Annotated in this window: 17 protein-coding genes; 10 read left to right on the top strand and 7 right to left on the bottom strand. The window is 66.0% G+C overall.

Annotated features, from left to right (window positions below):
* Positions 1–78 precede the first annotated feature (78 nt).
* The 3 genes from B2P87_RS12990 to B2P87_RS13000 are packed head-to-tail and all read left to right on the top strand — an operon-like array spanning position 79 to position 2,122.
* On the top strand, positions 79–561 hold the full coding sequence (locus B2P87_RS12990) for a Fur family transcriptional regulator (protein ID WP_008558390.1): 483 nt from the start codon (positions 79–81) through the stop codon (positions 559–561).
* On the top strand, positions 558–1,319 hold the full coding sequence (locus B2P87_RS12995) for a metal ABC transporter ATP-binding protein (RefSeq protein ID WP_058284703.1): 762 nt from the start codon (positions 558–560) through the stop codon (positions 1,317–1,319). The genes B2P87_RS12990 and B2P87_RS12995 overlap by 4 nt, the downstream gene beginning before the upstream one ends.
* Entirely contained in the window at positions 1,316–2,122 is an 807-nt protein-coding gene (locus B2P87_RS13000; RefSeq protein WP_141892213.1) for a metal ABC transporter permease, read from the top strand. The genes B2P87_RS12995 and B2P87_RS13000 overlap by 4 nt, the downstream gene beginning before the upstream one ends.
* 52 nt (positions 2,123–2,174) lie before the next feature.
* Here B2P87_RS13000 and B2P87_RS13005 read toward each other — a convergent pair whose 3' ends face one another.
* The gene (locus B2P87_RS13005) at positions 2,175–4,460 is read right to left on the bottom strand and encodes a response regulator (RefSeq protein WP_141892212.1); all 2,286 of its coding nucleotides are present in this window, start codon (positions 4,458–4,460) and stop codon (positions 2,175–2,177) included.
* Between the two features lie 18 nt (positions 4,461–4,478).
* Complete coding sequence (locus tag B2P87_RS13010) at positions 4,479–5,375, bottom strand: PhnD/SsuA/transferrin family substrate-binding protein (RefSeq protein WP_141892211.1); 897 nt, start codon at positions 5,373–5,375, stop codon at positions 4,479–4,481.
* Between the two features lie 200 nt (positions 5,376–5,575).
* On the opposite strand from B2P87_RS13010, the gene B2P87_RS13015 reads away from it, so the two are divergent.
* The 4 genes from B2P87_RS13015 (at position 5,576) to B2P87_RS13030 (ending at position 11,294) form a co-directional block, all read left to right on the top strand.
* A complete protein-coding gene (locus tag B2P87_RS13015; RefSeq protein WP_414671960.1) occupies positions 5,576–9,643 on the top strand; it encodes a PEP/pyruvate-binding domain-containing protein in 4,068 nt (1,355 codons plus the stop codon).
* Positions 9,644–9,801: 158 nt separating this feature from the next.
* Positions 9,802–10,038, top strand: coding sequence for a type II toxin-antitoxin system ParD family antitoxin (locus B2P87_RS13020; RefSeq protein WP_141892210.1), 237 nt, complete (start codon positions 9,802–9,804; stop codon positions 10,036–10,038).
* The gene (locus tag B2P87_RS13025; protein WP_141892209.1) at positions 10,031–10,333 is read left to right on the top strand and encodes a type II toxin-antitoxin system RelE/ParE family toxin; all 303 of its coding nucleotides are present in this window, start codon (positions 10,031–10,033) and stop codon (positions 10,331–10,333) included. The genes B2P87_RS13020 and B2P87_RS13025 overlap by 8 nt, the downstream gene beginning before the upstream one ends.
* Positions 10,334–10,382: 49 nt before the next feature.
* Positions 10,383–11,294, top strand: coding sequence for a MurR/RpiR family transcriptional regulator (locus B2P87_RS13030; protein WP_141892208.1), 912 nt, complete (start codon positions 10,383–10,385; stop codon positions 11,292–11,294).
* Positions 11,295–11,303: 9 nt separating this feature from the next.
* Here B2P87_RS13030 and B2P87_RS13035 read toward each other — a convergent pair whose 3' ends face one another.
* The 3 genes from B2P87_RS13035 to B2P87_RS13045 all read right to left on the bottom strand — a co-directional run bounded on the left by B2P87_RS13035 (position 11,304) and on the right by B2P87_RS13045 (position 13,868).
* The gene (locus B2P87_RS13035; RefSeq protein ID WP_208764547.1) at positions 11,304–11,738 is read right to left on the bottom strand and encodes a GFA family protein; all 435 of its coding nucleotides are present in this window, start codon (positions 11,736–11,738) and stop codon (positions 11,304–11,306) included.
* Positions 11,739–11,805: 67 nt separating this feature from the next.
* Positions 11,806–13,080, bottom strand: coding sequence for a Vi polysaccharide biosynthesis UDP-N-acetylglucosamine C-6 dehydrogenase TviB (tviB, locus tag B2P87_RS13040; protein ID WP_141892206.1), 1,275 nt, complete (start codon positions 13,078–13,080; stop codon positions 11,806–11,808).
* A 104-nt stretch (positions 13,081–13,184) separates the two neighbouring features.
* Positions 13,185–13,868: a DnaA N-terminal domain-containing protein gene (locus B2P87_RS13045; protein WP_141892205.1), complete on the bottom strand. Its 684-nt coding sequence runs from the start codon at positions 13,866–13,868 to the stop codon at positions 13,185–13,187.
* 552 nt (positions 13,869–14,420) lie between these two features.
* On the opposite strand from B2P87_RS13045, the gene B2P87_RS13050 reads away from it, so the two are divergent.
* Both B2P87_RS13050 and B2P87_RS13055 read left to right on the top strand, forming a co-directional pair.
* Complete coding sequence (locus tag B2P87_RS13050) at positions 14,421–15,725, top strand: AAA family ATPase (protein ID WP_058284692.1); 1,305 nt, start codon at positions 14,421–14,423, stop codon at positions 15,723–15,725.
* On the top strand, positions 15,722–16,849 hold the full coding sequence (locus tag B2P87_RS13055; RefSeq protein WP_141892204.1) for a ParB/RepB/Spo0J family partition protein: 1,128 nt from the start codon (positions 15,722–15,724) through the stop codon (positions 16,847–16,849). The genes B2P87_RS13050 and B2P87_RS13055 overlap by 4 nt, the downstream gene beginning before the upstream one ends.
* Before the next feature lie 595 nt (positions 16,850–17,444).
* Here the strand turns inward: B2P87_RS13055 and B2P87_RS13060 are convergent.
* Positions 17,445–18,485, bottom strand: a complete 1,041-nt coding sequence (locus tag B2P87_RS13060; protein WP_141892203.1) for an OmpA family protein — start codon at positions 18,483–18,485, stop codon at positions 17,445–17,447.
* Between the two features lie 187 nt (positions 18,486–18,672).
* Between B2P87_RS13060 and B2P87_RS13065 the strand changes: the two genes are divergently transcribed.
* Positions 18,673–20,193, top strand: coding sequence for a caspase family protein (locus B2P87_RS13065; RefSeq protein WP_333869310.1), 1,521 nt, complete (start codon positions 18,673–18,675; stop codon positions 20,191–20,193).
* Positions 20,194–20,518: 325 nt separating this feature from the next.
* Here B2P87_RS13065 and B2P87_RS13070 read toward each other — a convergent pair.
* Positions 20,519–21,554, bottom strand: a 1,036-nt coding sequence (locus B2P87_RS13070) for a DUF4384 domain-containing protein (RefSeq protein WP_286852666.1), incomplete at its 5' end; no start/stop codon positions are given.

Here is a 21,554-nt window from a genome sequence, read left to right on the forward strand (position 1 = left end):
ATAACATCACGCAGTTGATAAACGTCATAACATAACATATCAAGAGACAAATCACCCGCCCCTCAAAGGACCCGCCAAATGGACTCCATCGGTTTTGAGCCGCACGACCACAGCAGCTGCATTCAGGACTGCATCGCGGCAGTGGACGCCCACTGCCGGGCAGAGGGGCTGCAATTCACCCCCGTGCGCCGCCGGGTGCTGGAAATCCTGCTGCAAGAGCACCGCGCGCTGGGGGCCTATGAAATTCTCGACCGCCTGCGCGAAGAGGGCCTCGGCTCGCAGCCGCCGGTGGCCTACCGCGCCTTGGATTTCCTGGTGAAAAACGGCTTCGCCCACAAGATCGAGCGGCTCAACGCCTTCATCGCCTGCTCCCACCCGGGCGAGACCCACGCACCGGTTTTCCTGATCTGCCGCGCCTGCGACGCCGTGGCGGAGGCACAGCGCGAACCCACCCAGGGCCAGCTGGGCCAGGCCGCCCGCGACGCCGGTTTCGTGATCGAACGCGCGGTAATCGAGGCTGAGGGCCTGTGCCCCAAATGCCAGAAAGCCGCCGCCGCATGAGCCTGATCGCCCTGAACAACCTGTCGGTCCGGCACGGCGGCAATACGGTCCTGTCCGGCGTCAGCCTGACCATCGAACCGGGCGAAATCGTCACCGTGGTCGGCCCCAATGGTTCCGGCAAGTCCACCCTGCTGCGCAGCGTGATCGGCGCGCAAAAACCTGCGCGCGGCACTGTCACCCGGGCGCCGGGGCTGCGCATCGGCTATGTGCCGCAGAAACTGCACATCGACCCTACCCTGCCGCTGACGGTGCGCCGCTTCCTCAGCCTGCCGCAGCGGGTGTCCGACGCCCGCGCCGCCGAGGCGCTGGAGCAGGCCGGGGCCGGCGATCTGGCGGCGCGGCAGATGTCGGGCCTCTCCGGCGGCCAGTTCCAGCGGGTGCTGCTGGCCCGCGCGCTTCTGTGCAATCCGCAACTGCTGATCCTGGACGAAGCCACCCAAGGCCTCGACCAGCCCGGCTCCGCCGCCTTTTACCAGCGCATCGAGAAGGTCCGCCAGGAGCTGGGCTGCGCGGTGCTGATGGTCAGCCACGAGCTGCATGTGGTGATGGCGGCCTCTGACCGGGTGATCTGCCTGAACGGCCATGTCTGCTGCGAAGGCGCGCCGGAGCATGTCGCCTCCGCCCCGGAATACCGGGCGTTGTTCGGCACCGGCACCCAGGGCGCGCTGGCGCTCTACCGGCATGAGCACAACCACAGCCACGACCACGACTGCGCCCACGGGAACGGGCACGACCACCCTCACGAGGCCGCAGAATGACCTTTCTCGACGATTTCCTGATCCGCGCCGCGCTGGCCGGCATCGGCGTGGCGCTGGCCGCCGCGCCCCTGGGCTGTTTCGTGGTCTGGCGCCGGATGGCCTATTTCGGCGATGCCACCGCCCATGCCTCGATCCTGGGGGTGGCGCTGGCGCTCAGCTTTGACGTCTCGGTCTTTGCCGGCGTTCTGGCCACCGCGTTGGCGATGGCCACCACCGTGTCGGCGCTGGCCGGGCGCGGCTATGCGATGGACACGCTCCTGGGGGTGCTGGCGCATTCCTCGCTCGCCTTCGGCCTGGTTGCCGTTTCTTTCCTGCAGGGCGTGCGGATCGACCTGATGGCCTATCTGTTCGGCGACATCCTCGCCGTGGGCCGCGCCGATCTGGCGGTGATCTGGGGCGGCGCGGCGCTGGTGCTGGCGCTGTTGTGGTGGCGCTGGTCTGCCTTGCTGACCGCAACGCTGAACCCGGACCTGGCCCATGCCGCCGGCATTGATCCCCGGCGCGAGCAGATGGTGCTGACCATTGCGCTGGCGCTGGTGGTTGCCGTGGCGATCAAGGTGGTGGGCGTGCTGCTGATCGCGGCGATGCTGCTGATCCCGGCTGCCGCCGCCCGCCCCTTTGCCGCCACGCCGGAGCGGATGGCCGCCATTGCCGCGCTGCTGGGGATGCTGTCGGCCACCGGCGGTTTGCAGCTGGCCTTCGCGCTGGATACCCCGGCCGGACCCAGCATTGTCTGCCTGGCCGCGGCGCTGTTTGCCGCCTCCAGCCTGACCGGGCTGCTGCTGCACCGCCGCCGCGGCTGAGCCTGCCGCGGCCAGCGCCGTCAGCCTGGCCTGGCGGCCCGCCGCGGCGGACTCAGCTGCCGGTTTTCTGCAGATCCGGGCTGCCCGCCCATTTGCCGATCGCCTCGGTCAGCGCCTTCTTGTTGATCGGCTTGCTCAGGAAGTCGTCCATCCCCGCCTGCAGGCATTTTTCCCGGTGGGTCTGCAGCGCATTGGCGGTGAGCGCCACGATCGGGCATTTGCCGCGGCCGGTCTCGGCCTCGATGCGGCGCATTTCGGCGGTGGCTTCGATCCCGTCCATTTCCGGCATCATCATGTCCATCAGCACGATATCGGGACGTTCGGCCCGGAAGCGGGCAACCGCTTCGGCGCCGTTGCCGGCGATGCTGATCACCAGCGGCGCGTCCTTCAGCATTTTGGTCACCACCATCTGGTTGGTGCGGTTGTCCTCTGCCAGCAGCACTTTCAGCAGCCGCCCCTCCGGCTGCAGCCCGGCCGGCGCCCCGGCGGCGTCCGCCGGTTTCTGCACCGGCCTGCTCAACAGCCGGCTCATCACCTGGCGCAGCTGCACCGCCCGCACCGGCTTCAGCGCAAACTCGCAGGCGCCAAGGGCATCGCAATCGGCCCGGCACAGGGCATTGTCGACCGAGGACAGGATGATCAGCGGCACGGTTTCAAAGCCGGGCATCGCCCGGATCCTGGCCGCCAGCTCATGCCCGTCCATCGCAGGCATCTGGTAATCCAGCAGAATAACATCGAACCGCCGCCCGTCCAGCTGCGCATCCGACAGGATTTCCAGCCCCTCATGCGCCGAAGCCGCCTGCGTGCAGGCCACGCCCCAAGTGCTGAGCCGTTCCGACAGGATCACCCGGTTCAGTTCCAGGTCATCGACCAGCAGCGCGCTGAGCCCGGCAAAGCTGCGCCCGCCGCTGCCCTGTCCCGGCACGGTCTTGTCAGAGGCCCGCAGCGGGATCTGGATCGTGAACACAGAGCCTTTGCCCGTCTGCGACTGCACCTCCACCGAGCCGCCCATCAGCTCCAGCAGCCGCGCCGAGATCGCCAGCCCCAGGCCGGTGCCTTCGAAATTGCGGGTGGCCGCATTGTCGGCCTGCTCAAAGGCACGGAAGATCCGGCCGATCCGGTCCTGCGCGATGCCGATCCCGGTATCGGTCACCTGCAGCCTGACCAGCAGGCCGCCGCCGGGCTGCGCGCAGCCGGTCACTTCGATAAAGACATAGCCCTGGCTGGTGAACTTCACGGCATTGCCTGCGATATTGGTGATCACCTGGCGGATCCGCCCGGCATCGCCCTCGAACAGTTCCGGCAGGGCGGGGTCATAGCGCATGGTGACCTCCACCCCCTTTTCCGCCGCCTTGGGCGACAGCAGGGTCACCACATCCTCGACCGCCGTCTGCAGATTGAACGGCGCGCAGCTGAGCTCCAGCTTGCCGGCCTCGATCTTGGAGAAGTTGAGGATGTCGTTGATGATCGTCAGCAGCGCCGAGCCGGATTTGCCGATGGTCTCCGCATACATCCGCTGGTCGTCGTCCAGCCGGGTTTCCTGCAGCAGCTCCGCCATGCCAATCACCCCGTTCATCGGGGTGCGGATCTCGTGGCTCATGTTGGCGAGGAATTCCGACTTGGCGCGGTTGGCGATATCCGCGGCCTCGCGGGCCTGCTCCATCGCAAACTCGCGCTCATCGCGTTCGGCAAAGGTTTCCTCCAGCACCCCGACCGAGAAGTCCAGCGCCCGGAACTCCCGCGAGGCGTACCAGGGCAGCGGCCGCAGCGGGCTGCGCAGGCCGGCAATCGCATCCGACATCCGCTTGTGAATCATCTGCAGCGGGCGCAGCGCCAGCACATGCACCAGCAGCAAAACCAGCAGCGACAGCGCCAGCACCGGCACCACCGTCCAGATGATGATCTGGCGCACCTTCTCGCGCACCAGCGCCTGGCCGTCGCGCGTCGACCACTTCACCAGCATGGTGCCGAAGGAGGCCCCCTCCAGCTCAATCGGCCGTTCGTAGATCACATGGCCGTCGTCCTGCAGCGCTTCGGGCGCCTGTGCCGAGGCCAGCAGCTTGCCCGACGGGTTGCGGATCTGGATCGACACAATCTGCGGCTTGCGCGCCACCGCCTCGTACAGGCCGGTTTCCAGCACCGGCACATCCTCCACGATGATCGCTTCCAGCATCAGCCCGCTCAGCAGCGAGACCGTCAGGTCCGCCTGCTCGGTCAGCTGCTGCTCCAGCCGCTGCACCTCCTGGCGCTGCGCCAGATTGCCAACCGCAAAGCCGACCGCGGAGGCGGCCAGCAGCAGCGACAGTACGATCTGAAAGAGGATGCCCGTTCGTTTCATGACTTCAATGCGGCGCCTTTAAAATGCCAGGCTGCGCTCCATTGCCCGGCGGATAATGTCATAATCCTGATCGGCCCCCAGCAGGAACCCGTTCTTCGAAATCCGGCGCACGATCTCCTCGTTCTCCGAGGACAGCATGACCTTGCGCATGGCCTCCAGCACGTTTTCCGGCATCTGCGACGACGCCAGCCAGGGCTTGGTGACATTGTCAAACGAGGCCAGCACCCGGATCGGCACGCCCTTGGCGACCAGCTTCTTATAAGTGCTCTCCTTCAGGGCGCCTGCGGAATACCGGCCCGCGCCCACCGCCTCCCCGACCAGGTCATGGCGCCCGAGATAGGCAAACTCATAGAGATCGGCGCTGCTGATACCGGCGTTCAGCAGGTATTCCTGCGCCAGATAGCGGCCGATGGTCGACAGTTCATCCCCGAAGGCAAAGCTGAGACCGGCCAGATCCTCCATCGCCTGCACGCTGCTGTCCTTGTGCACCACGATCACCCCCTTGAACCGCTTGCGGCCGTTCTTGGATTCCATCGCGACAATCCGGATGCCCGGGTTTTCCTTCATCACATGCACGTAAGACGCCGGGCCGAAGCGGGCGAAATCCACCTCGCCGCTGGCCAGCTGGCGGATCCCCTCGCCGTATTCCTTGGCGACCTTCAGCCGGATCGACACCGGCTCGCCCAGCTCTTCGCTCATGCGTCCGGCCAGGAAGGAGAGAAACGGCTGGTACTTTTTAACCGTTGCAGTAGGTTTATCCGCCGCATAGGTACCAAAAACCAGCTCAATCCCGGCCTGGCCTGGCGCCGGAACAAACGCTGCAAGGCACGCGGACAGGACAGCGGCCGGTGCCGCCGCCCGCAGCGGCCTCAGGAAAAGCTTAATGATACCAATAGTCCACTCAAACAACTTCACGGCTTTAGCCTCCTGACTGACATCGGCTGGCACAGCGGGCGGGCCTTTCCACCCTCGTTACATGCCACATGGTTAAGAATACAATGTTAACGCGCCTCCAATTCTTGGAAAAATTTTGCGGTTCTTTTATTCTCCGCCCTCTATATTAACGGTTCAGTAAGATTTTCGTAATCTTTTAGGCAAATTCGCCACAATTCAGAATGCCCGCTAGAACTGGCTCAACAGGAAACGCCGTGAAGAATACCACCTTGCCCCAAAGAACCTCAGGGTCCCGCCACCGCTCAGTGCAAATCACTGTGCTGACGGCACTTTTTTCAGCAGTCCCGGTCGCGGCCCTGGCCATCCCTTCGCCGGAGCTGGTGATCGGCTCGGTGTCTTCGCTGTCGCAGGTGCTGGCGGTTGGAATTGCCATGATTTCCGGCCTCGGCGCTGTCGTTGCGGCAAAACTTGGTTTTACCCCCAAACCGGGCGGATCTCCGCGGCGGTACCCGGTCAAGCTGATTTCTGTGCTCGTTCTCGCGGCCATTGCGCTGGCGGCTGGTAACTATTGGCAGTATTCCTCGCATGCGCAGCAAGAACTGGCAAGACTGCAGGCCACCCTGACCCGGCCGGCGCAGTTTGACGGCACCACCATCAAGGATGCCGCGCTCAAGGAGACCAGCTTCACCAAGCAGGAGGACCATCCGCTGGCGATGAGCACCGCCGATGCCGCGGCGGCGCTGGAAGACGGCTCCACCCTGTTCTACGACATCCGCGAAACCGGCGAGAACGCCATGGGCACCCTGCCCGGCGCCACCCACATCCGTTTCCCGGACTTCGTCCAGAGCCAGCCGGTCAAGCCGGGCCAGAAGGTCGTTCTGTTCTGCCACAACGGCAACCGCTCCTCGGAAACCTGCGCCAAGCTGGCGGCGATGGGCATCGACTGCAGCTTCATCGCCGGCGGCATCGAGAAATGGATCGTCGAGGGGCGCGCGTTCTCCGACAAGGATGTGAAAACCCTCTCCGACCTGCGGGCAATCCCGGACTACCCGGGCAAGGACGTGCTGCTCAGCACCGATGATTTCACCAACCTGCTGACCACCGAGGATCTGCAGATCGTCGACACCCGCTATCCCGGCGACTTTGAATCCGGCCACCTGCCCGGCGCCGTCAACATCCCGATCCGCAAGATGACGACCGCCGAGCTGATGGACCGCATCGCGGAACTGGACCCCGGCAAACCCACCATCGCCGCCTGCTATGACCGCCGCAGCTGCTTCATGAGCCAGGTGCTGGGGCTGGAGCTGTCGCAGCAGGGCATCGACTTCCGCGGCCGCTATACCCTGCCGTGGGAATATTTTGTCGCACCCAAGCCAAAGCCGCATGTGCAGGCGTGGCTGGCCGACCAGCAGACCGGCCTCTGGGACAAGGCGATCTCGGCGCTGGCCGCCGCGCTGCTGTGGGTGCATGAGCGCAGCCATATCCTGCTGGGCCTTTTGGCGTTGTCGATCGTGACCCGCATCCTGGTGCTGCCGGTGGCGCTGAAATCCGAACGCGATCAGATCATCACCAACGAGACCGCGGATGAGATGAAGGCGCTGAAGGCGAAACTGGCCCATGACCCGGTGCGCAAGGCGCGCGCGGTGCAGGCGTTCTATAAGGACAAGGGCCTGACCCCGATGAAGAACCTCACCGCGCTGCTGTTCCTGCCGGTGATGATGCTGGGCGTCTCCGCCGCGCAAGAGGCCAGCGCCTCGCTGCAAACCCCGTTCCTGTGGATGGCTGACCTTGGTGCGCCCGATCCGCTGTTCATCCTGCCGGTGCTGTTCTGTGCGCTCGCCGCCGTCTACCTGCTGTGGGCCGTGGCCAAGACCCCGCGCCAGAAACTCCTGTGGATGGTTCTGGGCATGCCTTCGCTGTTCGCCATGGTGTTCAGCCTGACCGCGGCCGCCAATGCCTATCTCTGCTTCAGCCTGACGCTCCTGCTGGTGCAGCGCGCCTATGTCACCGGCATGCACCGCAAGCTGGCTGAAGCGCTGTCGCTGCGCGCCCACAAGCGCCGCCTTGCCAAGCTGCCGCGCGGCGTGATCCCGATGGGCTACACCGAGGAGCTGGAGCACGCCGGCAACAAGGCCCTGCGCCTGTCGATCCTGCGCAACGCCGGCCTGCCGGTGCCCGGCGGCGTGATCGTGCGCTCCGACGCAATCCACGACTACCGCGAAATGACGGACGCGAAAAAAGACGCCTTTGCCGCCAGGGTCTTTGCCCTTGCAGGCGGCAAGCCGGTTGCCGTGCGCTCCTCCGCCAGCAACGAGGACGGCCACGATCAAAGCTTCGCAGGCGTCTTTGAATCCGTGCTCGACGTGACCGCAGACACCATGCGCGCCGCGCTGGACGAAGTGGTGACCAGCTTCTCGTCCGAGCGTGCCGCCAGCTACTCCGGCGAGGGCGACAGCACCGATCAGGGCAACATCGTGGTGCAGGAAATGGTGCAGGCGGAATACGCCGGCGTCCTTTTCACCCAGGACCCGATGGCCCCCGGCATGTGCATGATCGAATGGGTCGAGGGCTGCGGCGAGGACCTGGTGTCCGGCCGCGTCACCCCGACCAGCCTGCGCTTTGGCCGCTACACCGGCCTGCCCGCGGCGGAAGATCAGGACCAGACCCTGGACATGGCACCGCTGCTGGCCCTTGGGCGTCAGATCGAGGAGACCTTCGGCTGCCCGCAGGACGTGGAATGGGCCTATGCAAACGGCCAGTTCCAGATCGTCCAGAGCCGCGACATCACCACGCTGTCCTTGGGCACCGAGCAGGAACAGACCCGCCTGGCCGAATGGCGCGATCTGCTGGACCGCTATGCCGCTGCCGACCCGGACCAGACCATCCTGGAACAGGACGAGATGTCAGAGGTCCTGCCCCGCCCCACCCCGCTCTCCTTCTCGCTGATGAGCGAGCTGTGGGCGCCGGGCGGCAGCGTTGATCTCGCCTGCCGCGAGCTGGGCGTGCCGTATGGCCTGCCTGAGGGGCGCGACGGCCATCTGGTCAACCTGTTCGGCAAGACCTACGTCGATGTGGCGCTGAAACAGGGCATGACGCTCAAGCTCACCGCCGCCAAGGCCAAGCAGCTGCGCAAGCAGGCGCATCCGATGATCACCCGCTTCCGCGGCGAGGTGATGCCGGAGCTGAAGAACAAGCTGGCGATTTGGCAGGCGGTGGATTACGCCGCCCTGCCCCAGGACAAGCTCTTGGAGGCGATCTCCACCCTCAAGGACATGTTCATCCGCGAGGTCTATTTGGAGGCCGAGAAGATCAACATCCTGGCAGGCTTCACCATGGGCGAGGCCGGCACGGCAGCGGCTGGCGATCCGGCCCTGCGCGCGCACCTGATGCACGCGGAACTGCCCAACGCGCCTTCCAGCCTGCTGGCCTCCTGCACCGGCAGGGATGCCCAGGCCCGCGCCACGCAGCTGATGGGGCACCGCTCGATCTTCGACTATGAGCTGTCCTCGCCCCGCTACAGAGAGGCGCCGGCGCTGCTGGAATCGCTGCTCAGCAACACGGTGGAGCCGATCGGGTCCGTCCCGGTTCCGGCCAACCTGCCGGATGAGCTGGACGATACAATCGGCATCGCCATCGCCTATCAAGACCTGAAGGAGCAGGCCAAGCACGAGGCCCTGCGCGTCGTCGCCGAACTGCGCCGCGCCCTCTTGGCGCTGGGGCAGATCAGCGGGCTGGGAGATCTGGTGTTCAGCCTCACCTTCGACGAGGTGCTGTCCGGCAACTGGACCGCCCCCGCACGGCTGCGCGAACTGGCAGAGGCGCGCGCCGCCAAGGAGGAGCTGCGCAAGAAATCCGCTCCCACCGCGGTCTCCCTCACCCTGCGCGACTGCGAGCTTTTGTCGCTCGGTGCCCAGGCCCAGGCCGGTGACGGCACCATGGGCGGCACCTGCGTTGCGGGCAGCGGCAGCGCCACCGCCCGGGTGTTCTGGATGGAAGACGACAGCTGCATCGACCCCGCGGCGTTTGCAGACTTCCAGGACGGCGACATCCTGGTCTGCCGGATGGTCAACCCGGCCTGGCTGCCATACGTCCAGCGCTCCGGCGCGGTGCTGTCCGAGGTCGGCGGCTGGCTCAGCCATATGGCCATCGTCGCCCGCGAAAAGGACGTCCTGATGCTGGTCGCCTGCAAGGGTCTCGACAGCCTGAGCCACGGCGAACAGGTGACCGTCAGCGAAGACGGCTCCATCCAGCCGCTGGAGGAAAAGGGCCTGAAGGCCGCCTCCGCCTGACGACGGCAGCACCGAAAGCAAAAGCCCCCGCACCACACGGCAGCGGGGGCTTTTTTAATCTTATAGCCCTCCCAGGCCCGGGCGCTGCCCTTTCCGCCTCACCTCTTGTAAGCTTGGCAAAGATTGCCATATCCTGTTACAGCGAAAGGAACCCGCCCATGGCCACCATGAATGTATCTCTGCCGGACCAGATGAAAGACTGGGTCGAGGAACAGGCCCGCACCGGCACCTATGCCAATTCCAGCGACTATGTCCGCGACCTGATCCGCCGCGACCAGGCCCGCACCGCCGCCATTGCCGAACTGCAAACCGCCATTGATGCAGGCCTCGCCAGCGGCCCGGCGGAACCGCTGACCGCCGAAGATTTCAAGGCCGCCATGCGCCGCAATGGCTGAGCCGCGCTGGCGGATCCGCCCCGCCGCCTGCGCCGACCTTGCCGCCATCTGGCGCTATGGCCGGGACACCTGGGGCGCGGCGCAGGCCGACGCCTATGCCGACAGCCTGTTTGCCCTGTTCGACCTGCTGGCGGACTTCCCCGAAATGGCCCGCGAACGGACTGAGTTCACCCCGCCGGTCCGCATCCACCCCTCAGGCGCGCATCTGGTGATCTACCGGCTGGAGCAGAGCCGCCCCGAGATCCTCCGCATCCTGCACGCGCGCCGGGACCTGATGGCGTTCCTCTCGGAGTAACATCCGTTCCGGCCTTGCCATTTTCCGCACATCTGCTCTGATATGGCGCATGGACCCGCATCTCGACCCCCGGAAAACCGCCCGGCTGATCCAGCATCTGGAGGACCAGATGGAGCAGCTTCCGCCCAAGCTGAAGGCGGCGGCGAAATACGTGATCGACAACCCCGGCGACTTCGGCCTCGACACCGTGCGCACCTCGGCCCAAAGGACCGGCATCAGCGCCAACGGCTTTGTCCGCCTCGCCCAGCACCTGGGCTATGACACGTTCGAGGCCTTCCGCGCCCCCTTCCGCGCCGCCCTCACCACCGCGCATGAGGCAGACCTTGGCCAGGACTGGCTGGAGCGCATGGCCGGCGCAGGCCCCGCAGGCGCGCTGCAGGCGGCGGCGGCGCGCAACCAGCTCAACATCACCTCCCGCTCGCTGCGGCTGATGACGGCCGAGCGGACGCAAGCCATCGTCGGCACCCTCACCACCGCCCGCCGCAGCTATGTCACCGCCACCCGGTCATCCTACGCGCTGGCCTACTATTTCCACTACGTCGGCCGCATGGCCTTGCCCTCACTGGACCTCGTCCCCCGCCACATGGGGGCGGCGCTGGATGACCTTCTCGACATTGGCCCCGAGGACTGCCTGATCGCCATCACCTTCGCCCCCTACTCCGCCGGCACCATCCAGGCGCTGCGGCTGGCGGGGGAGCGCGGCGCATCGGTGATCCTGATCTCCGACAGCGAGGTGATCGCCCCCGGCATCCGCACCGATCACGTGCTGGCTGTCGCTGCCAACTCGCTGCATCCCTTCGGGGCTATCGGCGGCGCAATGGCGGTGCTGGAATGCCTGCTCACCCATTTGATCGACGCCGGCGGCGAAGACGCCCGGCGGCGGATCGAGGCCTACGACGCCCTGCGCCAGGACAGCGGCGCCTATTGGAGCGGCCCGAAACTGCCACGGGTCGGCGGCTGATCACTCCCCTCAGACGTCACCGTCAATAAACGGGTTCTGCGCCTCCCATTCATCCCGGGTAGCCCGCTTGTGATCGCCCTCCAGCCGCACCGATGCCATCGCCCGGTCGGCGTAGATCTCCGACCTGAGCGGCCACGCCAGCGCGGCATCAAACAGCCCCGGCATCAGATCATAGGGCGCGCCGTCCTCATCCACGTCCCGCATCCACAGATGCGACCCGCATGTGCTGCAAAACGCCCGCTCCGCAAAGGCAGATGATTGATAGCGCGAGACCGGCCCCTCGACTGTGACCGCTTCAGCATCAGCCTCGAAACATAAGAACAGCCCGCCGCTCCAGCGCTGGCACATGCGGCAATGGCAGGCCCCGGCGCGCGGATCATGCGAGCCTTCAACACGGATCTTCACAGCGCCGCACAGGCAGCGGCCTTCCAGAACGTCACTCATCACAGACCTCCTTGCCGATGCGCCAAGGCTACAGCAATTCGGGTCTCAAAGGGAGGTTCCGCCCGGGTTAGAGCCGCAAATCTGCCTCTTCCGGCGCCAGCACGTATTTCAGGTCATAGACCAGCGCGCCCTCGGACCCCAAGGCGCGGATCGCTGCCGCACCCATGTCGCGGAACTCGGAATGCGCCACCGCCAGCACAATCCCCGCATAGGCCCCCTGCCCCGGCTCAGCCATCAGCGATATGCCATATTCCTCCTGCGCCTCCTGCGGGTCGGCATGGGGATCATGCACGTCCACCACAGCCCCGTACTGCTGCAGTTCCCGCACCACGTCGATCACCCGCGTGTTGCGCAGGTCCGGGCAGTTCTCCTTGAACGTCAGCCCCATTACCAGCACCCGTGCGCCCGCCACCGGCAGGCCGCGTTTCAGCATTGCCTTGACCATCTCACCGGCCACATAGGCGCCCATGCCGTCATTCAGACGGCGTCCGGCCAGCAGGATCTCCGGGTGGTAGCCCAGCTGCTCCGCCTTGTGCGTGAGGTAGTAAGGGTCCACCCCGATGCAGTGCCCGCCCACCAGACCGGGGCGGAACGGCAGGAAATTCCATTTTGTCCCAGCGGCTTCGAGAACCGCCTGGGTGTCGATCCCCATCTTGTTGAAGATCTTGGCCAGCTCATTCACCAGCGCGATGTTGATGTCCCGCTGGCTGTTCTCGATCACCTTCGCGGCCTCCGCCACCCGGATGCTGGCGGCCTTGTGGGTGCCCGCCGCCACCACCTCGCGGTAGAGCGCATCCACCCGCTCCGCCACCTCGGGCGTGGAGCCGGAGGTGACCTTCACCACATCCTTCAGCCGCCGCTGCTTGTCGCCGGGGTTGATCCGCTCCGGGCTGTAACCGGCAAAGAAATCCGCGTTGAATTTCAAACCCGACCGCGCCTCCAGCACCGGCACGCAGTCTTCCTCGGTGGCGCCGGGATAGACGGTAGATTCATAGATCACCAGATCGCCGGCTTTGAGCACCCCGCCAACAATGGCCGACGCCGCCAGCAGCGGGCGCAGATCGGGCCGGTGGCTGGCGTCCACCGGCGTCGGCACGGTGACGATGTAGATGGAGCACTCCGCAATCTCTGCCGGGTCCGACGTGAACTTCAGAAACTCCGCAGCAGCCAAGTCCTGCGGCTCCAGCTCTCGGGTGCGGTCCTCGCCCCGGCGCAGCTCCGCGATGCGGCCCGGATCAATGTCGAACCCGATGACCTCGCGGTGCTGCCCGAAGGCCGCCGCCAGCGGCAGCCCCACATAGCCAAGGCCGATGATACAGATCCTGTCCTGCGCGCCGTTCATTCCGGGCTGCTCCTTGTTCCGGCGGGCCGATTGTTCCAGGCCCCTGCCCGCCCACATAAGCCCCTGCCCCCAAGGGGTTCAACCATATGGGCCAAGTTTCGGCCTCACGCCTCCACAACAATGGCGGAGACTTCGCCATCCACATCGCGGCAGGCGGCCAGCAAGCGCGGCATCAGATGCGACATCACGTAATTCGCATGGAACCGGCTCGGCGCCTTCAGCACCAGCCTGCCCCCTGCCCGGCCCGCGCGCTCCAGCCCCTGCACCCAGGAGGCATAGTTGGCGGGATCCTCCGCATGCAGCACTGCCTTGGCCAGGCTCCATTCGCTGCCGTCCGACACATCCGGCGCAGGCGGCACCGCGCCGGGGCGCAGGGGCACCACATTCGGTGCCGGCTCGTCCGCCCCTTGCATCCGGTGCTCGAAGTCCGGTCCGACCGCGCCCCAGCGCTCCTCGGTGTCGGCCAGCAGCCGCTCCAGATCAATCCCGTATTCCGTCACCCGCCCGCGTGCGCCCTGGCGTTTCACCACCAGCCAGCCCATGCCGCGCAGCTTGGCCATCTCGCGCTTCACCGTGCGTTCATCGACATCCCACAGCCGGGCGATCTCCCGCTGCCCGACGGCCAGCTCATCGCGCTGCCAGTTGTAGCGCGCGGTCATCAGTGTCATGAAACGCAGAACCAGCTTCTGCGCCCCCTTGCCCTGGCCAAGCGCATAAGCCCCCATCGCCGTGAGGATGTCATATTTCAGCGCAGAGGCGTTGCGCCCCGCAGGCCGTTTGGCAAGCATTGCTGCCCCCGTTTCTCCCCCCTGCCCTCCTGGGCCGGGATGTGCTGCCTCAAGTGCTCCCGGATGGTTTGCCGGGAATTACGCTGGCCGGTTTGGCTCCGAACTCAACGCTATTCGTTTGTTGTACCCGATTTGCGTCCGGAATTCCGATTCTGTCAAGCGCCGGCGGGAATTGAATTCAGACCCAATCCCTTTTTCGAAAGAAAAATTGGTATCAATGGTATGGGGGGACATCTTGAGTGTCCCCTATTCTGGCAGAAATGTCCCCCAATCTGCAGTGTTCCGGCCTGGGGTGTCCCCCTAAATCTGGCGTCAGAACCCCAGAAAAACCCAATGAAACGAATCGTTTGGCCGGGGCCTTCCGAATCGCCCAGGCCCTTGTGCTGCTGGGCCTTTTGCAAATGTGTCCCCGCGGGGACAGGACGCTCTTTCCAACCATATTAGCTTTTGCGTTTTTTGCAAATTCGGCGTAAATGGATATTGAGGCTGAATTAGCGTCCGCAAAAAATGGGCGCTGTTAAAAACAACACCGTGTGAGGCTAAGGAGCAGCGATGTTTACGCACGAAGACCTGTCCAAGATGCAGGCCCAATCTCTCAAGATGCAAAGCTGGATCCGCCAGCAGACCTTCTCCCCCGAAATGGAAAAGACCCTGCGCCGGTTCTCCTCCTGGGAGGTGGCGGAGCTGATCTTCCGCGTCAACCAGTCGACCCTGCGGGGACGGCTCGCCACCGACCCCTCGCTGCCCCAGGGCCATGTCGAGGAGGACGGCCGCCAGCGCTGGTATTCGCTGGAGGAGATCAATGAGCTGCGCCGCCGCATCAAGATCAACCGCAAATCCCTGCTGCCCAAGCGCCCCGCGGGCAAACGGGCGCTGCGGGTGGCGATCTCCAACTTCAAGGGCGGCGCCGGCAAATCCACCGTTGCCCTGCACTTCGCCCATGCCGCAGCGCTGGACGGCTACCGGGTGCTGTGCGTCGACTTCGACCCGCAGGCCACCCTGTCGCACTCCATGGGCCTCAGCGACGTCACCGAGGATTACACCGTCTGGGGCATCATGGCCCGCGACCTGGTGCGCGAGACGGAACGGATGAACGCGGTATCGCAAGGCGCCGAGTCCGGCACCGCCCTGCCCCAGCGCCAGCTGCCCGACGCGATCACCGGCATGGGGCTGCAGGACCTGCGGGTCAGCGATTTCGTCAAGCCGACCAGCTGGCCGACCATCGACATCATCCCGTCGTGCGCCAACGCGGCCTTTGTGGAATTCGCCTCCGCCCAGTACCGCCACCTGAACCCGGAATGGTCGTTCTTCGCCGCGGTCTCCCGCTACCTCGACCAGCTGCCCGCGGAAGACTACGACCTGATGATCTTCGACTGCCCGCCCGCCATCGGCTACCAGTCGATGAACGCGGTCTTTGCTGCCGACATGCTCTATATCCCCTCCGGCCCCGGCTACTGGGAATATGACTCCACCACCTCCTTCATCGGCCAGCTCTCTGAGGCGCTGGAGGACCTGTCGGCGTTTAACGGCGTTGTCCCCGCGGGGACATTTGCCCTGCCAAAGGTTTTCCAGGACGTCCGCTTTCTCCTCACCCGTTACGAAAGCGGTAACGATTTGCACCGTGCGATGCGTTCGGCATTTATGAAGGTGTTCGAGGGCAGAATGACCGAGCACCCGATCGAGATGACACGCGCAGTCGAGCAATCGGGCCGCTTCCTGAGTTCCATCTACGAAATCGATTACCGGGAAATGACACGCGAAACCTGGCGCCGTGCGCGGGCGTCGTTTGATCAGGCCTACGATGAATTCAAGGCCTACGCGCTGGAAGCCTGGGAAAATCTGGAGGATGAGGCATGAGCAAACGCAGAGTCTTCGACATCGACTTCCCGACTGAACCGAACACCCCCTCTGAACCAAAATCCGTCCCCGCGGAGACCGCCGTCCAGAAGCCGGACCAGCGGATGCGCAAACCGTCTGAATCGCGCCGCGGGCCGATGGCCACCGCGATCTCCGAGAACGCCGATGCGTTGCGCACCCGTGCCGAGGCGGAAATGAAGATCCGCGCTGAGAACGACCGGCTCGCGCATGAGTTCGTGCGGCTGAAGAAGCTGGGCCTGGTGGTCGACCGGATTCCGATTGGCCGGATCGGCATGCAGAAGCTGGTCCGCGACCGCAAGGAAGGGCGCGATCCGGAGCTGGATGAGCTGAAGGCCTCCATCAAATCCATTGGCCTGTCGAACCCGATCCGGGTCGAGGAAAACGAGGACGGCACCTATGAGCTGATCCAGGGCTACCGCCGGATGCGGGCCTATCTGGAACTGCTCAGTGAAACGGGCGACGACATCTACAGCCATATCCCCGCGGGTTTGGTGGCCAAGGGCGACAGTCTGCAGAGCCTTTACCGCCGGATGGTGGACGAGAACCTGGTGCGCCGCGACATCTCCTTTGCCGAAATGGCGCAGCTGGCGCTGCGCTATGCCGAGGATACCGGCACCGGCGCGGAGACCATCGAGGATGCGGTGAACGACCTCTACGCCTCAGCGGGCCGGCAGAAGCGGATCTACATCCGCCATTTTGCCCAGGTGCTGAAGGCCGTGGGGGATGTCCTGAAACACCCGGAGGCCATCCCGCGGGCCTTGGGGCTGGACCTGAAGAAACGGCTGGAGGCCGATGCGATGAACGCCCAGGTGCTGCGCGACGCGCTGGCGCGGGTGAAGCCGCAGAACGAAGAGGCGGAGCTGGAGGTGTTGCGCAGCTTTGCCGAGGGCAAGCGCAAGAACGCCCCCCGCACCCCCGCTGCGCCGCGCGCCGGCGTCGCCAAGACCACCCTGCGCTGCACTGTCCCCGCGGGGACAGTCCGCTGTCAGGCGCGCGACGGCAAGATCGAAATGGCAATGGAGCGCGACTTCTCGGAGATCGACCGGCACAAGCTGGAAGATGCCATTGCAGCCTTCTTTGCGGCGCTGGAAGACCCGTCCTGAGCGGTTTGTCCCCGCGGGGACAGGTGACGAAAACAACCGGGGCCCGGCAGAAATGCCGGGCCCTTTTCCTATCCGCATCCGCAGTTGCGGGAGGTTTCCGCGCGCTGTCCCCGCGGGGACAGCCCGGGCGGCATGGCCCGCCGCAGCCCGCGGGGCAGGGTCTGATCAGGGGATTTCGATGGCATTTCGCGCTGCTGTCCCCGCGGGGACAAACCGGCGCGCAGGCGCCAAGGCCCGCTGATTTTCATGCGTTTCAGGGCCGCGGGCGCCACCTGTCCCCGCGGGGACAGCAAGATGAAACCAGGCGCCGCGTCACCAAAATGTGCGCCTGTCCCCGCGGGGACAGGCGGCGCAGCTTGCGGCGGCAGCGGACGGAACAGCCCCTCCAGCGCTTTGGCGCTCACCCGCCGGGCGGCTCGGTTGACCGCTGTGTAACGCCTGAACCCGGAGGTGTCCCCGCGGGGACAGGCAAAGATTTTCCTGACGGAACCGGGGCAGGCAAAAGAAAAGGCCCGGCGGAAGGGGCCGGGCCTTGGGTGTTTTCAGAGGCTGTCCCCGCGGGGACATGGCGGCGCTGGCCCGGGTCAGCGCCCGGTCAGTTCAGCACCTTGAATTCGATCCGCCGGTTCTTGGCCCGGTTCTGCGCGGTGTTGTTGGGCACCAGCGGCGTGGTCTCGCCATAGCCGACGGCCACCAGGCGCTCTGCCGGGATGCCGGTGGTTAGCAGATAGCTGTTGACCGCCGCCGCGCGTTTCTCGCTCAGCTGCATGTTCCAGGCTGATTTGCCCTGGCTGTCGGTGTGGCCGCCGACCTCGACAATCATGCCCGGGCAGCGGCGGATGATGTCCGACAGGCTGTCGAGGAAGTCGCGGGAGCTGGCGTCGAGCCGGGCGGTGGAGGGAGCGAAGTTGACGCTGCGGCCCTGCGACAGAATTTCGAACCGTCCGGTGCAGGCCTCGCGGCTGAAATCGCCGCTGGCCTCCAGCGCGGCGGCGGCGCCTGCGGTCACTGTCCCCGCGGGGACAGAAGCGGTGCCGGGCGCGGTGCGGTCAAACATCAGGTCCAGGCTGACCAGGCCCACGGGGGTGATGGTGACGCCCGCGGCTTCCTCCAGCTTTTCGCGTCCGGGGTTCAGCGCGAAGTCCTCCAGTTTGAGGATGACCGGCTGCACGGTGGCCACGGCAACGCGGTCGTTGCCCAGCAGCGTTACCGCCACCGGCACCATCAGCTGCGCCTCGATCCCGTGCAGCGACAGGGTGACCGGCAGCTCGATCTGTTTCCGCTGCACTGCAGAAAGGTCGGCGATCTGGTCCGGGCCGATGCGGGCGGTAATGGTGGCCTCGGGGTAGGTGAAGGTTTCAAAGAACAGGAACCGCATCCGCACGTTGCGCAGGTCGATGGACGTGTCGACGGAATCCAGCGCGATGCGGATTTCGGCGTCGCCCTGTTCGGAGATGCTGCCGGAGAAGGCGGCGAAGCGGCTCGATTCCGCAATGCTGCCTTTTTTAATGGATATGAAGCGGATGGCGGAGGATTCCGCGTTGAGCTGCCAGCCGTGCTCAAACGGGCCTGAGGCCAGAGCTGGACGGAGGATTAGGAGAAAAACCGTTAATATTGAAAGGGTTAAGCGGAGCATGCGCGATCCATTCGGGTTGGCGGACGTGGAGTCCCGGCCCGCGGGCAGGGACGGAAGATGTCCCTGCAGTCTAACAGCAGGGTTGCTGCCGGGTGCAAGGGACGCGATAGTTTGGTAACGAAATACCCTTAATAATTGGGAAGCTGCCCCGGGCACGGTAACCGGGGCAAGGAAGTGGAGCAGGTGCGTGCGAATTTTCGGGATGTGGATCCGGCTGGCGGTTCTGGCCGCCGCGGTGCTGGGCCTTGCCAGGGCCGCCTGGGCGGAGGAGCGGCTGGCGCTGGTGATCGGCAATTCGGCCTACGGGTCGGTGCAGCCGCTGGACAACCCGGGGCGCGATGCCCGGCTGATGGCTGAGACGCTGGAGCGGCTGGGCTTTGACGTCACCCTGGCGGTGGATGCGCCGCAGCTTGAGATGAAGCGCGCCATCGCCCGGTTCGGACGCAAGCTGCGCGGGGCAGGGCAGGATGCGACCGGCCTGTTCTACTATGCCGGCCACGGGGTGCAGAGCTTTGGCAGCAACTACCTGCTGCCGGTCGATGTGGCGCTGTCGGATGCCGCCGATCTGGACCTGATGGCGGTGGAGGCGCAGTCGGTCTTGCGGCAGATGGCCTCGGCCCGCAACCGCACCAATATCGTGATCCTGGATGCCTGCCGCAACAACCCGTTTAAGGCGGTGGCGGATCTGAACGAAAGCGGCCTGGCGGAGATGAAGGCGCCGACCGGGACCTTCCTGGCCTATGCCACGGCACCGGGGGAGGTGGCGCTGGACGGCGAGGGGGAGAACAGCCCGTTCACCGAGGCGCTGGCGCGCGAGATCGTGGTGCCCGGGGCGCCGGTGGAGCAGGTGTTCAAACAGGTGCGCCGGGCGGTGCTGGAGCAGAGCGGCGGCGGCCAGACGCCCTGGGACACGTCCTCGCTGGTGAGTGACTTCACCTTTGCCGCGGCAGAGCCGGAGGCGGTGATGAGCGCCGCGGAAATCGAAGAGGCGCAGATCTGGCGTTCGGTCAAGGCGTCGCGCGACACGATGCAGATCATGCTGTTCCTGCGCGGCTACGGCAGCGGCAAATATGCGGATGAGGCGCGGGCGCTGCTGGCCAGCCTGATGGAAGAGGAGCTGCACGGCGGCACAGGCGCTGCGGTTGCGGCCGCACCGGCCGCTCCGGCGGAGCCTGCGCCTGCGCCCGCTGCTGCGGATGCCGAGACGGCGATGTTCCAGGCGGCGCAGGGCGATGGCAGCAAGGCGGCCTATGAGGCCTATCTGATGGCCTACCCTGAGGGCCGGTTTGTTGAAATGGCCGCCGCCGAGGTTGCGGCGCTGGCCGCCGGGGCAGGCCAGGACCCGCAGGCAGGCACGGAGGCCCCGCCAGCAGCGGCTGAGGACGCGCCTGCAGCGGTGGCGCTGGTGGAAACCGGGCCGATCACCTTTGCCAGCCCGCTGGATACTGATGCGGCGGCGATCTCCGGCCTGACACTGGCCGAGGCGGTGACCCGCTCGCCGTCCTTCCCGCCGGTCGACGGGCTGCCGGAAAGCTATTGGAAGGACCAGTCCTGCAGCAGCTGCCATCAATGGACGCGGGAGCGGCTGTGCACGCAAGGAAACACGTACCTGAGCCTCAACATGCAGCGCTCGCTTGGCAAGCAGCATCCGTTTGGCGGGGCGCTGAAACAGGCGCTGAAGAGCTGGGCCGCGGGCGGCTGCCAGTAAGGTTTGCGGGCTTTGATCCAGCAGGGCAGGGGAGGGCTCCCGCCCGTGCAGGCGCATTTGAAAATGCACCGTCCCGGTTGGGCGTGGCGCTGTGCTGCGCACAGCGCGGGGCGAACCTTCGGAAAGGCAGCGCATTCGCTGAATGGCTTTTAGGGCGTCGTTGCTGAGTGGCACTTAGGGCAGATGCCAAAGTCTATGCCGCCTTCGTCCGCCCTTGAGGGGTGGCGCGCGGCGCGTCAGCGCAGCGCCGGACCCAAGGCCGCCAAGGCCTGGCGGCGTCAGCCGCGGGCCTGCGGGCGCGGGAGGCCCCCGCGTCCGGACGGTGTCAGGGGGCGTGGGTTGTGATCAGGAAATAGACCCATTCGCCTTTGAAATCAGGGTGTTGGATGCGGGCCGCTGCCACCTGGGCGCGCAGGAAATCCAGGTAGGGCGCGGCAGGTTCGCTGAGCGGGCGGGTGCCTTCATACAGCGGGTGCGAGGCGGCGAAGGCGACGGCGATTTCCTGGCCGTAGGGCGGGCCGACGGTGATGTGCAGGCCGGCGTCTCCCGGACCCTTGGCGCCCACGCGCAGGGCGCTTTCAGGGGCGGCTTCTGCCAGCGGCGCCAGATCGTTGGGACTGAGGTGCAGCACCGCGCCGCCGGCGTCGAAATAGTCCACATACACATAAGCCGGATAGTCCGGGGCGGTGAGGTCGAAGAACAGCCGCTCGCCGCCGGAATAGTCGAGCACCCGGGCATGGGCGTCCGCGCCGACCAGCAGCGGGTTGGTGATCTGGTCGGTGCTTTGCGGCAGGCCGACGCGGGAGATCCCCGCCAGCGCGCCGCATTGCGGGCGGGGCAAGAGGCGCATCTGGTCGGAGACGGTGATATCGGCGCCCATCTGCGCTTGCAGCGCGGCCAGAATGGGGCTGCGCAGCCCGTCCTCGGGCAAGTGGCCGCGCAGCTCCAGCGTGGCGGTTTCAGGAACAAACGCGGCTTGCAGGCGGGAGCAGGGGACAGCGGCGAGGATGCCGGAGATGCCGTCGCGCAAGGGATCGCCACCGGCCACGGCATCGCCGGGCTGCATGAAGGACTGAAAAGCGGCGAGGGAGACCGGGTCGATGCCGCCGCTGCCGCCCTGGAACGCCAGCGCGGCCTTGATGCGGGGCGGGTCCGGGAGGGCCGCGGGCGTTTGCCGGGCGGGCAGCGCGGTCTGCGCCAGCGGTGCGGAAACGGGCTGCGCCTCGGGGCTGGGCTGGCTGGCTGGAGGCGTCTGCGGCAGGGCCGCCGCGTTTGTTTGTGCGGTTGCGGCGGCACTCAGCGGTGCGGGCGCGTCAGTCAGCGCGATGGCGGCTTCTGGGGGGGCCGCGGCGGCGGCCGCG

The organism is Leisingera sp. UBA4491, assembly GCF_002388965.1.
In the GTDB taxonomy this organism is placed as follows: Bacteria; Pseudomonadota; Alphaproteobacteria; order Rhodobacterales; family Rhodobacteraceae; genus Leisingera; species Leisingera aquaemixtae.

Excerpts from the sequence above, each read along its gene's own strand:
- B2P87_RS12990 (WP_008558390.1), top strand. The coding sequence starts at position 79 with ATGGACTCCATCGGTTTTGAGCCGCACGACCACAGCAGCTGCATTCAG.
- B2P87_RS13025 (WP_141892209.1), top strand. The coding sequence starts at position 10,031 with ATGGCTGAGCCGCGCTGGCGGATCCGCCCCGCCGCCTGCGCCGACCTT.
- B2P87_RS13035 (WP_208764547.1), bottom strand. The coding sequence starts at position 11,738 with ATGAGTGACGTTCTGGAAGGCCGCTGCCTGTGCGGCGCTGTGAAGATC.
- B2P87_RS13005 (WP_141892212.1), bottom strand. The coding sequence starts at position 4,460 with ATGAAACGAACGGGCATCCTCTTTCAGATCGTACTGTCGCTGCTGCTG.
- B2P87_RS13045 (WP_141892205.1), bottom strand. The coding sequence starts at position 13,868 with ATGCTTGCCAAACGGCCTGCGGGGCGCAACGCCTCTGCGCTGAAATAT.
- B2P87_RS13030 (WP_141892208.1), top strand. The coding sequence starts at position 10,383 with ATGGACCCGCATCTCGACCCCCGGAAAACCGCCCGGCTGATCCAGCAT.
- B2P87_RS13055 (WP_141892204.1), top strand. The coding sequence starts at position 15,722 with ATGAGCAAACGCAGAGTCTTCGACATCGACTTCCCGACTGAACCGAAC.
- B2P87_RS12995 (WP_058284703.1), top strand. The coding sequence starts at position 558 with ATGAGCCTGATCGCCCTGAACAACCTGTCGGTCCGGCACGGCGGCAAT.
- B2P87_RS13015 (WP_414671960.1), top strand. The coding sequence starts at position 5,576 with ATGCCCGCTAGAACTGGCTCAACAGGAAACGCCGTGAAGAATACCACC.
- B2P87_RS13020 (WP_141892210.1), top strand. The coding sequence starts at position 9,802 with ATGGCCACCATGAATGTATCTCTGCCGGACCAGATGAAAGACTGGGTC.
- tviB (WP_141892206.1), bottom strand. The coding sequence starts at position 13,080 with ATGAACGGCGCGCAGGACAGGATCTGTATCATCGGCCTTGGCTATGTG.
- B2P87_RS13060 (WP_141892203.1), bottom strand. The coding sequence starts at position 18,485 with ATGCTCCGCTTAACCCTTTCAATATTAACGGTTTTTCTCCTAATCCTC.
- B2P87_RS13050 (WP_058284692.1), top strand. The coding sequence starts at position 14,421 with ATGTTTACGCACGAAGACCTGTCCAAGATGCAGGCCCAATCTCTCAAG.
- B2P87_RS13000 (WP_141892213.1), top strand. The coding sequence starts at position 1,316 with ATGACCTTTCTCGACGATTTCCTGATCCGCGCCGCGCTGGCCGGCATC.